Consider the following 13,011-nt stretch of genomic DNA (forward strand, 5'->3'; position numbering starts at 1 on the left):
GAAAAACGAATACAATTTAACTCAATTTATATAGGATATATTTATAAACGAAAAGATGAAAAAGACAGAATCGAAAAAGAAAGATTGCAAAAATTGGGGGGAAGCAAATGAAAGATCTTGTAGCATTGAATCTTCACATGATTGTGACGATCGTGGACGGAGGAACAGGTGAAGATGTCATCGACTTTTCAAAAGAAGCAGGTGCAGCTGGCGGTACAATCTTGCATGGTCGTGGTTCTGGTGTACATGATTCAGGGAAATTTTTAGGTTTGGACATCTCGCCAGAAAAAGATGTTGTTTTGACATTAGTACCAGATAGTTTGACGAATCAAGTGATGGATGCGATTGGTCAAGGCATCAACATCGATGTTCCAGGTAACGGGATTTGTTTTAGTATTGATGTAGATAAAGTAATTGGTATCACTAAGATTCATCAGTATCGGGAAATTATCGGGATGCAGGAACTTTTGGATGAAACTAACGATAGAGAAAATCCTGAATCATAGACAAGCATTTGAAGAAAAAATAAACCTAAATAAGAAGGCGGATGAACGTTATTTCCGCTTTTTTGTTTAGGTTTTTTCGTGAATACTTATGAAATAGTAAATTTTTATGAAATTCTTCTCTAAGCATCAGACATTCTTTTCAAAATATGCTATTTTAAAAATGATGAAAAAAGGGGGAGAAAAATGAATTTTTTAGTTGTTTTAAAAGATACTCTGATTGAGCGGTCTACATTTCTATATGTTCAATTGCAGGAAAATAAAACATTGCTGCATTTTTCACCAGAGTTCCATCTAGAGGGACTAACATTAGGAGAAATTTATCAAGCAGAAGGACTATCGGCTGTTTTGCACTTTTTTGAGGTAGAATTGGAATTACCGGTAAAAGATTATATCGAGCTTTCTCTTGAATCCTGGGATCGAGCAGTCGTTGAGCTATTCCCAGAAGGTTTGATGATCGATACGAATGATGGGAAGATTCATTTGACTGCAGCAGAACTACAGAAACAAATGCGTTATCAAATAGATGATGAAAATTCTTTTTCTATTTTTAGACGTCAGCAAAAGATTCTAAAAAGCTTTTTAAAAGTAATCAGTAAAAAACGGAATTTGATCAAAACGACTCAACTGTTGAAAAAATATCCAAATCTGCTTCATACGTCCATTCAATTCCCTCAATTGATTACGATGATCCATCGATTTATACGTATGCAACAGCTACCATCTAAGAAGCTGTTTTTGCCATTGACGGACACATTCCGTGTAGTCAACAGAGAAGATAAAAAGAAAGTGATTGTGATCGACTTTACCAGAAATCGGAATGTCCTTCATCAAGTCGCAATGGAAAAGGCCAATTAAGGCTTTTTCTTTTTTGTTTTTTTTGTCATAATGAATGATAGATGATGGAGGAGATAATAGGATGCAAACATGGTTAGAAAGACTGATACGGTTTCAGCAGAACTATCAAAAACTTATGCAGGGAAGATATGCAAAATTTGATCAATTGAATCGGGTTCTATTGATTATCGCACTTTTTTTTAGTTTACTAAGTCGGTGGTTGCCATTTAGAATCGGGCAATTGTTGTTCATCGTCTTTTTCGGATGGATGCTATTTCGTTTTCTATCAAAAAAAATCTATCCTAGACTAAATGAAAATCAACGTTATTTGGAATATTTTGATAAAGTCAAAGAAAAATATCATCAGATGAGAAACAAAAAGCAAGCTAAAACGGAACGAAAAAGCTATACTTTTTTTGAGTGCCCGAATTGTCATCAAAAGCAGCGTGCGCCTAGAGGAAAAGGACGAATACGCGTGACATGCAAAACATGTGGCATAAAATTCGAAACGAATGTTTAAGGGAGAAAAAAATGAAATTAGTATTATTGCGTCATGGCGAAAGCGAAGCAAATTTTGAAAATTACTGGACAGGGTGGCTAGATGTCGCCTTAACAGAAAAAGGAAAAGAACAAGCAGCAGTAGCCGGTCAAAAAATGTATGAAGCCGGTCTTCAATTCGATGCGGTTTACACCTCTGTTTTAAAACGCGCGATTCTTACCGGTCAAGTCGCACTAGAAGAAATGGGGCAGTTGTGGCTTCCTATAGTAAAAACATGGCGTCTGAATGAACGGCACTATGGGGATCTTGTTGGTAAAAACAAGGATCAGATGAAAGAAATATACGGAAAAGATCAAGTAAAGAAATGGCGCAGAGGATATACAGAAGTTCCGCCGCTAACCGCAGAAAACCGATTTGACCGCAGATATGATCATTTGGATCCACATTTGATTCCGTACGGAGAAAGTCTAGAAATGACAGTGAATCGGATCATTCCTTTGTGGCAAGATCAACTAGCACCAAAACTGAAAGATCGGAAAGATTTACTAGTTGTGGGTCATGGGAATAGCATCCGAGCACTGACAAAATATTTAGAAAATGTTCCTGAGGATCAAATGGATACAATTGATATCCCGAACGCACAACCAATCCAATATACATTAACAGACGATTTGACGATTCTAGAGAAAACAATACTTTAATCAACGTATTTATCTATAATGAAAGATAGAAAAAAGAAGCAAAGGAATGGAACAAAAAACGTGAGAAATTATATATGGGACTTTGATGGGACATTGTTTGATACGTATCCCGCAATGGTAGATGGTGCTCAGCAAGCTCTAAAAGATTTTGGTATCAATATGGACAAAAAAGAGATCTACTTCAAAATGAAAAAATATTCCACCAGTTATTTGATCAATGAATCAAATTTGGACGCCAATGAGTTTAATGAATGGTTTCATCGGTATGAGAAAAAAAGCAAGGAAGCTTCCCGTCCATTTCCAGAAACGAAACAAGTACTTGAAAGGCTAAAAATCAATGGAGGACGTCACTTCATCTTGACCCACCGTTTGACAGAATCGACATGGGAACTGCTGAAAGAGTATCAATTAGCCCATCTGATTGAGGAAGTAGTAGGGATTGATCAGGATTTTCCTCGTAAACCGGATCCAGCATCTTTAAAGTATTTGATTGAGACTTTTCATTTAGAAAGAACAGACACGATGATGATCGGCGATCGCCGTTTAGATATTGAAGCAGGGAAAAACGCAGGAGTCGTTACTTGTCTTTACGATATCGATCATTTTCTGGGAGAGATTCCTGCAGATTATGTGGTAGGAAATTTGAATGAAATCCTATCCTTGCAGAGTAACGTAAAAAAATAGTATCCCCTTACAAAGGAGATATGTTATAATTTTTATAAAGGAGTGATAAAATTATATGGAAATCAGAAGACAAAAAGAAGTAGTAGAAGCATTTCATTATGATATGAGATTACCGAACCAAGAAGTAGAAACAGATTTGAAAGTGGGCTTCTCGCCTTTGAAAGAAACGATCGAAAACTATCCGAAAGAACATAGCATCGTAGGAGCACGCTTAGAGTTCCGTTTAGTGTTTGATACATATGTTTTATCTGGAAGTGTGAGTCAGATCAATCATATCCTCAATCGGAAAATTGAAGGTCAAAATGATGTCACACAAGAAGAAGTGGACGAACTAGTAGCACCTTTATTCGATATCGTACGCCGGATGTCTTATGAGGTGACAGAGATCGCCTTGGATCAGCCTGGGGTAAAATTGAATTTTCAATCAGAAAAACAAGAATAGACAGTAAAAACATGCCTGCGATAGTTTTAATCTATCACAGGCATTTTTTTTTATTACTAATTGTAAGCAAAAAGAATGTCATTTCGATAAAAATCGTCTAAAATATAAAAGTCACTGAAAAAAATTTTTCAGGAGGATGGTTGAAGAATCATTCTCGGGAACCTTTACTTCCTTCGATGGACTTGTCATTAATAATATGAGGAGGAGAAAAATGACAACACTCATCACAGTTTTAGTGGTTCTAGTTTTTGCGGCATTATTATATGTGTTCTATCGTATGCAAAAGCGCCATACAAAATTTTCAACACGCGTCTTTACAGCATTAGTAGTTGGTATCGTCTTTGGCGGTCTGCTTCAATTGATCTTTGGGGTAGAAGACAAAGTCGTTACTCAATCAATGGAATGGATCGGGATCGTAGGACAAGGGTATGTATCATTCTTGCAAATGCTAGTTATGCCTCTAGTGTTCATTTCGATCATTGGTGCATTCACAAAAATGAAAGTTTCTGAAAAGCTGGGGAAAATCAGTGCAACTGTACTGACTTCTTTACTTGGTACAACAGCTATTGCAGCATTGATCGGAATCGGTTCAACGATGCTGTTCGGTCTTCAAGGAGCTAAATTCACACAAGGAGCAGCAGAAACAGCACGGATCTCTGAATTGGCGACACGTCAGGAAACGGTTGAAAACTTATCGATTCCGCAGCAGATTTTATCCTTTATCCCTAAAAACGTATTTGCTGATTTAGCAGGTAGCCGTGCAACTAGTACGATTGGAGTCGTTATTTTTGCAGCCTTTGTCGGTATCGCTTATCTAGGGGTGAAAAGAAAAGCGCCAAAAGAAGCAGCATTCTTTTCAGATCTAGTCGACAGTCTGTATAAAATCATTATGCGGATCGTGACGCTTGTTCTGCGTTTGACACCATATGGGGTATTTGCTTTGATGACAAACGTTTTGGCAACAAGTGATTTTGCAGCTATCGTCAATTTAGGTAAATTTGTCGTTGCATCTTACGTAGCATTGCTGGCTGTTTTAATTGTCCACTCACTGATTTTGATTGGTGCCAAAGTCAATCCAATCAACTATTTCAAAAAAGCTTTTCCAGTATTGAGCTTTGCGTTTACTTCACGTTCAAGTGCCGGAGCCTTGCCATTGAACATCGAGACTCAGACAAAAGCTTTAGGAGTAGACGATGCAACAGCTAACTTCTCAGCAAGTTTTGGTTTATCTATTGGACAAAACGGCTGTGCTGGTGTTTATCCAGCTATGTTGGCAACGATCGTCGCACCAGCGGCTGGAGTGAATGTCTTTAGTTTGGAATTTATTTTGATGCTTGTGGCGATTGTAACAATCAGCTCTTTTGGTGTAGCCGGAGTCGGCGGTGGTGCAACATTTGCTTCACTGATCGTTTTAGGGGCAATGAACTTGCCAGTAGCAATCGTTGGGTTAGTTATCTCTGTTGAACCATTAATCGATATGGCACGCACAGCAGTAAACGTCAGCGGTAGCATGGTAGCTGGTATCGTGACAAGTGCACGCATCAAAGATTTAGATCGCGATGTCATCAATGATGATTCAAAAGTGATCGATGTGAATGCATAGTTAAAAACATACTAAGATTAGAGGGGAACATCATTGATAAATGAGGTTCTCCTCTCTTAGTATGTTTTTTTATTCATTCCATATAAGTACAAAATATTTATTCCGAAAAGTGAAAGTCGGAATAACAAAAACAACCAACTTAATTTATTATTAAAGAGAAGCGTATTTAAGTAGGATGAATCTGTTGAGAGCTTTCGTAGATTTTCCCATTTTCCTATGGTAAACTGACAAAGTTGGGGATGTTAGAACAGATCGTTTAGGAGGAAACAGATGTTTACAAATGAAATAAAAATCATGCTGTATGTGGACGATGTAGAAAAAAATGCAGCGTTTTGGAGAGCAATTGGCTTTGCGGAAAAAGATCGTCAAGAAATGGATGGGGCGCTTGTAATTGAAGTAGGGATTGAGGACAGTCAAACCTCATTCGTGTTATATGATCGAGCGTTTGTTGAGTCCCATTCACCTGGTACAGCTACTAGTGCCCCATCTTTGATGTTTTACAGCAAAGATATCTTTGGATTATATAAAAAAATGCAGACGCAATCAGTCACATTAGGTGATATGGTACAGCTTGGAGAAGAATATGTCTTCAACTTTGCTGATCCTGATGGCAATTACTTTGCGGTTACAGGTAAATAATAGAAACAAAGACTTTGTTTTTCTGTGCAAAACAGGAAAGCGAAGTTTTTTTAATTCAAATAATAATATTATGTAAACAAAAAAACGCATGCGTAATTATACACAAGCAAATAAATCGTCAAATGCGAACGCCTTCTTTATACTGTTTAGGAACGAAAAGAAGGAAGGAAGAAATACATGGATTATCAAGTACTGCTTTATTACAATTATACAAAAATAGAAGAACCAGAGGGATTTGCCAAAAATCATTTAGCCTTTTGCAAATCTTTGGATCTTAAAGGTCGTATTCTAGTAGCTGAAGAAGGAATAAATGGTACTGTGTCTGGAACCGTTGAAAACACGACTGCCTATATGGAAGCAATGAAAGCTGATCCTCGATTTGCTGATACGATGTTCAAGATTGATCCAAGCGAAGGACATGCCTTTAAGAAGATGTTTGTAAGATACCGTCCAGAGCTTGTAAGTTTAAAGCTAGAAGAGGACATTGATCCAAACCAAGTGACAGGTGCTTATCTTTCACCGCAAGAATTTAAAGAAGCTATTTTAGACGAACAGACAGTGGTGATTGATGCACGGAATGATTATGAATATGACTTGGGGCATTTTCGAGGGGCCGTACGCCCAGATATACGCAGTTTTCGAGAGCTTCCAGACTGGATTCGCGAGCACAAAGAAGAATTTATGGAAAAACGGGTAGTGACCTACTGTACTGGTGGTATTCGTTGCGAGAAGTTTTCTGGTTGGCTTGTCCGTGAAGGATTCAAAGATGTCGGACAGCTGCATGGCGGTATTGCTACTTATGGTAAGGATCCTGAAGTCCAAGGAGAATTATGGGACGGCAAGATGTATGTGTTTGATGAACGAATCGCTGTCGATATCAACCAAGTAGATAAACAAATCGTCGGTCGCGACTGGTTTGACGGAACACCATGTGAACGATATATCAATTGTAGCAATCCTGAGTGCAATCGTCAGATTCTTGCTTCTATTGAAAATGAAGAAAAACATTTAGGAGCATGTAGCGTAGAGTGTGCGAAACATCCACGCAACCGCTATGTTCAAGACCATGGAATCTCTCCGGAAGAAGCAGAACTGCGGTTTGTAGCTTTAAATAAATAGAAAACAATAGTTTTGATTGTCGACCATTTCCAATATGCGCTATACTATCGTTGAGGATGGTGATCCACATGAAATCATTGATTTATGCTATTGGCGATGTCCATGGTAAATATGATCTTTTTGAAAAACTTATTCACTATTATGATCCGACGATCCATCAGCTTGTTTTATTAGGAGATCTCAATGATCGAGGACCTCGTACAAAGGAATGTTTTCTATTAGGAAAACAATTAGTCGAAGAAACAGGAGCCATTTATCTCCGGGGCAACCACGAAGAATATTTTTTGCAATTTCTGCAAGCACCGGAGGACTGGTATGCGCCTTATATCAGAAATGGTGGAAAAGAAACATTTGAAAGCCTACTTCACCCAGGTGCGTCGGAGGAATACTCCCCGACTGAAATCTCAATGATGATCCGATCGAGATACCCAGAACTGATTGAATTTTTAGTCCAGCGCCCCTTGTATTATGAATGGGAAAATTATCTGTTTGTCCATGCTGGAGTGGATTTGACAAAGAAAGACTGGCGTAAGACAAGTCCAAGCGATTTTATTTGGATACGGGAACCATTTCATGAAGGGAAAAACAATACAGGTAAGACAATTGTATTTGGACATACGATTACACCAATGCTCCATGGAGATATGCAGACAACAGATCTCTGGATTCAGGATCATAAAATCGGAATGGACGGTGGGGCTGTATTCGGAGGGTCATTGCATGGGGTTGTTTTTGACAAGGAAGGCATCCTTCAAGACATTGAATATCAGAACAATGAAGGATCTTGGCAAGGAATCTGACAAATGGAAAGAATGAAGGAGCTGCGACTTTGTTGCGGCTCTTTTTATTTGTATAGATAATATTGTTTCTTTCAGCAGTTTAACCCATGATAAAAAGTATGATAGAATAAAGAAGCAATTTTTAGCAGAAAAGAGGCATTTTAATGACGGAAAATTTGAACCAGACAATCATTCAGCTTGTACAAAAAGAGCTTTCAGACTATCGTCCCAAGCAGTTGACGACTGTACTTAATTTGTTAAATGAAGGAAACACCGTTCCTTTTATCGCGCGTTATCGAAAAGAAATGACGGGAAGTCTTGATGAAGTCCAGATTCGTGAAATCGAAGAGCGGTATGCATATCTTGAAAACTTAGAAAAACGAAAAAACGAAGTGATTCGGCTGATCGATGAACAAGGGAAACTGACCCCTGAGTTAGAAACAGAAATCACGCAATCCGTAAAAATGCAACAAGTGGAAGATTTATATCGGCCATACAAACAGAAACGGCGGACAAAAGCAACGATTGCTAAAGAAAAAGGACTTGAACCACTCGCGCTGTGGCTGATGCAGCTTACAGATGGAGAGGTGCAATCGGAAGCAGAAAAATATATCGCTAAAGAAAAAGAAGTCTCTTCTGCTGAAGAAGCGTTGCAAGGTGCGCATGAGATCATTGCTGAACAAGTCAGCGATAATGCAAAGTTTCGGACTTGGATTCGGTCTTATACGTATAACAAAGGCATGTATGTCAGCCAAGTCAAGGATGAGCAAGCAGATGAAAAAGGCGTATATGAAATGTATTATGACTTTGCAGAACCTGTCCATAAAATGGTTTCTCATCGGATATTGGCCACTAATCGAGGAGAAAAAGAAGAGGTTCTCAAAGTATTCCTTCAAGTAGACGAAGCAGCAGTTTTAGCTTACTTGGATCGCCAATTAGTGAAAAATCCTGCCTCACCTTCTTCTTCCTTTGTAAGAGAAGCCTATCAAGATAGTTATAAACGCTTTATACAGCCGGCAATCGAGCGAGAACTGCGTAATGAATTGACTGAAAAGGCGGATGAGCAAGCCATCGCTATTTTTGGAGAAAATCTTCGCAATCTTTTGTTGCAACCGCCGCTAAAAGGTAAAGTCGTACTGGGATTTGATCCGGCCTATCGTACTGGATGTAAACTAGCAGTCGTAGATGCGACAGGAAAAGTTTTGGCAATCGAAGTCATTTATCCGCATAAACCTGCAGCACAAGCGAAAAGGGAAGCTGCTGGTCCAGCTTTTATCCAATTGATCAATCAATATCAAGTAGATATGGTAGCTATCGGGAATGGAACAGCCAGTCGGGAATCAGAACTTTTTGTGGCTGAACAATTGAAATCAGCCGACCATAAAGCCTATTATGCCATTGTCAATGAAGCTGGCGCTTCTGTTTACTCTGCTAGCGAAATTGCACGAAAAGAATTCCCGCATCTACAAGTAGAAGAAAGAAGTGCTGTTTCTATTGCCCGTCGTCTGCAAGATCCTTTAGCTGAATTAGTCAAGATCGATCCTAAAGCTGTCGGTGTAGGACAGTACCAACATGATGTTTCTCAAAAACGTTTGGCTGAACAATTGGATTTTGTCGTGGAAACAGCGGTCAACCAAGTAGGCGTGGATGTGAACACGGCTAGTCCACAGCTCTTGCAGCATATATCAGGATTGAATAAAACGACTGCCCAAAACATTGTCAGTTATCGTGAAGAAAATGGAGAATTTACTGCACGAACTCAGCTGAAAAAAGTGCCACGTTTAGGACCAAAAGCATATGAACAAGCAATCGGCTTCTTGCGAGTTCCTGGCGGGAAAAACATTTTGGACAACACCGGTATCCATCCCGAAAGTTATTCTATTGCGAAAGACATATTAATGACCGTCCATCTTTCAGAAAAAGAGCTTGGGACAGAAGAAGCAGTAGAAAAATTGACACGGTTATCCGCGGAGAAACTGGCTGAAAGCTTATCAGTCGGAGAAGAAACGTTAGCCGATATTTTAGCTGGGCTGACAAAACCTGGACGAGATATGCGTGATGAGATGCCAGCGCCCCTATTGCGTACAGATGTGTTGAGTATGGAAGATTTGAAACCAGGTATGGAATTGACTGGAACGGTCCGTAACGTCATCGACTTCGGCGCATTTGTCGATATCGGTGTGAAACAAGACGGACTTGTCCATATCTCAAAACTTAGCAAAAAATTTGTCAAGCATCCAACAGACGTCGTGTCAGTCGGAGATATCGTGACGGTTTGGATAGAGCAAGTTGATACGAAAAAAGGCAGAATCAGTTTGACGATGCTTTCCCCTTATGAAGAGTAACAATGAGGAGTAACAAAAATTGACACAAGAAGAACTGCAGCAGTTAGTAGAAGAGATATCATTAAAAAGCTTCCAGCGTCCTTTCAAGCACCAAGCAATGTTCAATCCACGCTTGCGTACAACTGGCGGGCGCTATCATTTAAACGATCATCATTTAGATTTTAATGTAAAGCTGTTTGAAGAGTCAGACAAAGAAACAATTGCAGGAATCATCAAACATGAACTTTGCCATTATCATCTGCATCTAACTGGAAGAGGATATCGTCATAAAGATATGGATTTCAAGTATCTTTTGAAAAAAACAGGAGGATTGCGCTATGCGCCAGCCTTGACGAAGAAACAGATAAAGATCGAATATTATCAATGCCAAGATTGTTCTGCCACGATCTGCCGCAAAAGAAGAATCGATGTACACAAATATCGTTGTGGAAGATGTCATGGGGAAATCAAATGGATTGAGACAAAGAGAGAAAGCCTCAATGAAGTATAAAAAATCAAATGAAAGGATGAAGAGTTTTTGGAAAAAAACGAGCAGAGAAATCTAAAAGACTGGAATCAGTTATTAGCCTTTTTAGCCGCACCTGATGAGAAAGATTTTGAGAAATTGTCGGCACCTATACTTATTTTAGCTGGAAACGGTCTTCCTATCTTAGCTGATAAAGCAGCACAAATGTATGTAAATGGTCAAGTAGAACGTTTGTTTTTGGTCGGCGGGGTGGGTCATGCGACTAGGATCCTTTATGAGAATTTTGAAAAGCAAGGATTTCATTTTGAAGAAGGCATGAGTGAAAGTGAAATCTGTCGTCAGTATCTAAAAGAAGTCTATGATTTGCCCGATAAGGCTTTCCTGATAGAATCGAAGTCTACAAATTCTGGAGAGAACGCCACTTTTTCACTGGAGATTCTTCATTCCTTAGATGCTGTACCAGAAAAAGTCCTATTGATGAATGATCCGACACTGCAACGCAGGACTCGAGCAACTTTTGAGAAAGTATGGCAAAATGAACAAACTGTTTTCGCAAATGCTGTGCCATTTGTGCCGGAAATCCTTCACTTTTCTGAGGAGATCATCTTTACAGTAAAAGAACTGAACCATCAATGGCCGAAGGAATATTTCTATGCACTGGTGTTAGGAGAAATGGAGCGACTCCGCGACGATGAGAATGGCTATGGTCCGAAAGGAAAAGATTTTATTCCTCATATTGATATATCAGAAGAAGTTTGGTCTTCTTATACAAGAATCAAACAGTCAATAAAAACGGATTTTTGCCGTACATGACCTTTTTAGCAGGCGAATCCTCCTTTCTAAATAAATTTGGTTGAAATTTTCAATCGTTTATAAGATAATGAGGAGCGTGTTGAATGTAATAGCTAAAAGAATGGACGCTAGATAAGAGAAGAGGATTCAAATGGAAAATCAAAATAAATTGTATCATTTTGTTGGTATCAAAGGTTCAGGAATGAGCTCCTTGGCTCTTGTTTTACATGAACAAGGTTTAAATGTCCAAGGATCAGACATTGAAAAATATTTCTTTACACAAAGAGATTTAGAAAAAGCAAATATCACGATTCTGCCATTTAACGCAGACAATGTAAAACCAGGTATGACGATTATTGCAGGAAATGCATTTCCTGATTCACATGAAGAAATCCAGCGAGCAAAAGAATTAGGTTTGGAAGTGATTCGCTATCACGACTTTATTGGTCATTTTATCCAAAACTATACGAGTATCGCTGTAACCGGTTCTCACGGAAAAACAAGTACGACTGGTCTGCTCTCTCATGTATTGAGTGGTGTTCGTCCAACAAGTTATCTAATTGGAGACGGAACAGGGCATGGTGATCCGCAAGCGGAATTCTTTTCATTTGAAGCCTGTGAATATCGCCGTCATTTCCTTGCCTATTCACCAGACTATGCGATCATGACAAACATCGATTTTGATCATCCGGATTATTATACAAGTATCGACGATGTATTTACAGCTTTCCAAACAATGGCTGGACAAGTGAAAAAAGCTATTTTTGCGTACGGTGACGACGCTTATTTACGCAAATTAGAAGCAGATGTGCCGATTTATTATTATGGTGTCACAGAAAATGATGATATCCAAGCACGAAACATCGAACGTACAACATCCGGTTCTGCTTTTGATGTCTATCATGGGGATGAATTTGTTGGACATTTCACTGTACCGGCATTCGGCAAACACAATATTTTAAATGCTTTAGGTGTTATTGCAGTCGCGTATTTCGAAAAACTGGATCTGAAAGAAGTTGCGGAAGAAATGCTGACTTTCCCAGGAGTAAAACGTCGATTCAGTGAAAAAATCGTAGCAGACATGACCGTAGTCGATGATTATGCGCATCACCCTGCAGAAATCAAAGCAACCATTGATGGCGCACGCCAAAAATATCCAGATAAAGAAATAATTGCAGTTTTCCAACCTCATACGTTTACGCGTACGATTGCATTGATGGATGAATTTGCAGAAGCCCTTGATTTAGCTGATAAAGTTTACTTATGCGATATTTTTGGTTCGGCTCGGGAAGAACAAGGAAACGTTAAGATCGAAGACCTTGGAGCGAAAATCAAAAAAGGTGGAGAAGTCATCAAAGAAAATAATGTATCTCCATTATTAGATTATCATGATGCAGTAGTAATCTTCATGGGTGCTGGAGATGTTCAAAAATTTGAACAAGCGTATGAAAAACTTTTAAGCAGCACGACGAAAAATGTACTGTAATACAATTACTGCAGTGTCCTTATAAAAATAGAAAGAGGGAGAGTGGCAAAATTCTTGTCATGCTCCCTTTTTTACAACTTTTGATAAACGGCGTTCAAAAGCTTGCATCTGCGGTA

Annotated in this window: 14 protein-coding genes; all 14 read left to right on the forward strand. The window is 38.9% G+C overall.

Annotation, left to right across the window (positions count from 1 at the left end; all coding sequences use genetic code 11):
- Nucleotides 1-107 precede the first annotated feature (107 nt).
- On the forward strand, nt 108-506 hold the full coding sequence (locus tag HMPREF2961_RS00525; protein WP_002292005.1) for a P-II family nitrogen regulator: 399 nt from the start codon (nt 108-110) through the stop codon (nt 504-506).
- Between the two features lie 183 nt (nt 507-689).
- The gene (locus HMPREF2961_RS00530; protein ID WP_002314874.1) at nt 690-1,361 is read left to right on the forward strand and encodes an LCP family protein; all 672 of its coding nucleotides are present in this window, start codon (nt 690-692) and stop codon (nt 1,359-1,361) included.
- A 61-nt stretch (nt 1,362-1,422) separates the two neighbouring features.
- Nucleotides 1,423-1,860, forward strand: coding sequence for a hypothetical protein (locus tag HMPREF2961_RS00535; protein WP_002292001.1), 438 nt, complete (start codon nt 1,423-1,425; stop codon nt 1,858-1,860).
- Between the two features lie 11 nt (nt 1,861-1,871).
- Nucleotides 1,872-2,540: a 2,3-bisphosphoglycerate-dependent phosphoglycerate mutase gene (locus HMPREF2961_RS00540; RefSeq protein WP_002309053.1), complete on the forward strand. Its 669-nt coding sequence runs from the start codon at nt 1,872-1,874 to the stop codon at nt 2,538-2,540.
- A 60-nt stretch (nt 2,541-2,600) separates the two neighbouring features.
- Nucleotides 2,601-3,224, forward strand: coding sequence for an HAD-IA family hydrolase (locus tag HMPREF2961_RS00545; protein WP_002306550.1), 624 nt, complete (start codon nt 2,601-2,603; stop codon nt 3,222-3,224).
- A gap of 55 nt (nt 3,225-3,279) precedes the next feature.
- Nucleotides 3,280-3,666: a DUF1149 family protein gene (locus HMPREF2961_RS00550; protein WP_002291995.1), complete on the forward strand. Its 387-nt coding sequence runs from the start codon at nt 3,280-3,282 to the stop codon at nt 3,664-3,666.
- Nucleotides 3,667-3,877: 211 nt separating this feature from the next.
- Nucleotides 3,878-5,269 carry an L-cystine transporter gene (locus HMPREF2961_RS00555; protein WP_002314875.1) on the forward strand — a complete coding sequence of 464 codons (1,392 nt, stop codon included), beginning with the start codon at nt 3,878-3,880 and terminating at the stop codon, nt 5,267-5,269.
- Between the two features lie 270 nt (nt 5,270-5,539).
- Nucleotides 5,540-5,908 carry a VOC family protein gene (locus tag HMPREF2961_RS00560; protein ID WP_002314876.1) on the forward strand — a complete coding sequence of 123 codons (369 nt, stop codon included), beginning with the start codon at nt 5,540-5,542 and terminating at the stop codon, nt 5,906-5,908.
- 177 nt (nt 5,909-6,085) lie between these two features.
- The gene (locus HMPREF2961_RS00565) at nt 6,086-7,027 is read left to right on the forward strand and encodes an oxygen-dependent tRNA uridine(34) hydroxylase TrhO (RefSeq protein WP_002314877.1); all 942 of its coding nucleotides are present in this window, start codon (nt 6,086-6,088) and stop codon (nt 7,025-7,027) included.
- Nucleotides 7,028-7,095: 68 nt separating this feature from the next.
- Complete coding sequence (locus HMPREF2961_RS00570) at nt 7,096-7,827, forward strand: metallophosphoesterase family protein (protein ID WP_002291986.1); 732 nt, start codon at nt 7,096-7,098, stop codon at nt 7,825-7,827.
- A 143-nt stretch (nt 7,828-7,970) separates the two neighbouring features.
- Nucleotides 7,971-10,151 (forward strand): Tex family protein, encoded by a 2,181-nt coding sequence (locus HMPREF2961_RS00575; RefSeq protein WP_070703695.1) that lies wholly within the window; start codon nt 7,971-7,973, stop codon nt 10,149-10,151.
- Nucleotides 10,152-10,170: 19 nt separating this feature from the next.
- The gene (locus HMPREF2961_RS00580) at nt 10,171-10,641 is read left to right on the forward strand and encodes a SprT family protein (protein WP_002306555.1); all 471 of its coding nucleotides are present in this window, start codon (nt 10,171-10,173) and stop codon (nt 10,639-10,641) included.
- 27 nt (nt 10,642-10,668) lie between these two features.
- Nucleotides 10,669-11,430, forward strand: coding sequence for a YdcF family protein (locus HMPREF2961_RS00585; protein ID WP_070703697.1), 762 nt, complete (start codon nt 10,669-10,671; stop codon nt 11,428-11,430).
- Between the two features lie 130 nt (nt 11,431-11,560).
- Nucleotides 11,561-12,895: a UDP-N-acetylmuramate--L-alanine ligase gene (murC, locus tag HMPREF2961_RS00590; RefSeq protein ID WP_002291978.1), complete on the forward strand. Its 1,335-nt coding sequence runs from the start codon at nt 11,561-11,563 to the stop codon at nt 12,893-12,895.
- Nucleotides 12,896-13,011: the final 116 nt, after the last annotated feature.

It is taken from the genome of Enterococcus sp. HMSC076E04 (genome assembly GCF_001814285.1).
GTDB classification, from domain to species: Bacteria; Bacillota; Bacilli; order Lactobacillales; family Enterococcaceae; genus Enterococcus_B; species Enterococcus_B lactis.

What these genes read in the sequence shown, in the direction of transcription:
- HMPREF2961_RS00525 (WP_002292005.1), top strand. Translation starts at nt 108, where the DNA reads ATGAAAGATCTTGTAGCATTGAATCTTCACATGATTGTGACGATCGTG.
- HMPREF2961_RS00530 (WP_002314874.1), top strand. Translation starts at nt 690, where the DNA reads ATGAATTTTTTAGTTGTTTTAAAAGATACTCTGATTGAGCGGTCTACA.
- HMPREF2961_RS00535 (WP_002292001.1), top strand. Translation starts at nt 1,423, where the DNA reads ATGCAAACATGGTTAGAAAGACTGATACGGTTTCAGCAGAACTATCAA.
- HMPREF2961_RS00540 (WP_002309053.1), top strand. Translation starts at nt 1,872, where the DNA reads ATGAAATTAGTATTATTGCGTCATGGCGAAAGCGAAGCAAATTTTGAA.
- HMPREF2961_RS00550 (WP_002291995.1), top strand. Translation starts at nt 3,280, where the DNA reads ATGGAAATCAGAAGACAAAAAGAAGTAGTAGAAGCATTTCATTATGAT.
- HMPREF2961_RS00555 (WP_002314875.1), top strand. Translation starts at nt 3,878, where the DNA reads ATGACAACACTCATCACAGTTTTAGTGGTTCTAGTTTTTGCGGCATTA.
- HMPREF2961_RS00560 (WP_002314876.1), top strand. Translation starts at nt 5,540, where the DNA reads ATGTTTACAAATGAAATAAAAATCATGCTGTATGTGGACGATGTAGAA.
- HMPREF2961_RS00565 (WP_002314877.1), top strand. Translation starts at nt 6,086, where the DNA reads ATGGATTATCAAGTACTGCTTTATTACAATTATACAAAAATAGAAGAA.
- HMPREF2961_RS00570 (WP_002291986.1), top strand. Translation starts at nt 7,096, where the DNA reads ATGAAATCATTGATTTATGCTATTGGCGATGTCCATGGTAAATATGAT.
- HMPREF2961_RS00575 (WP_070703695.1), top strand. Translation starts at nt 7,971, where the DNA reads ATGACGGAAAATTTGAACCAGACAATCATTCAGCTTGTACAAAAAGAG.
- murC (WP_002291978.1), top strand. Translation starts at nt 11,561, where the DNA reads ATGGAAAATCAAAATAAATTGTATCATTTTGTTGGTATCAAAGGTTCA.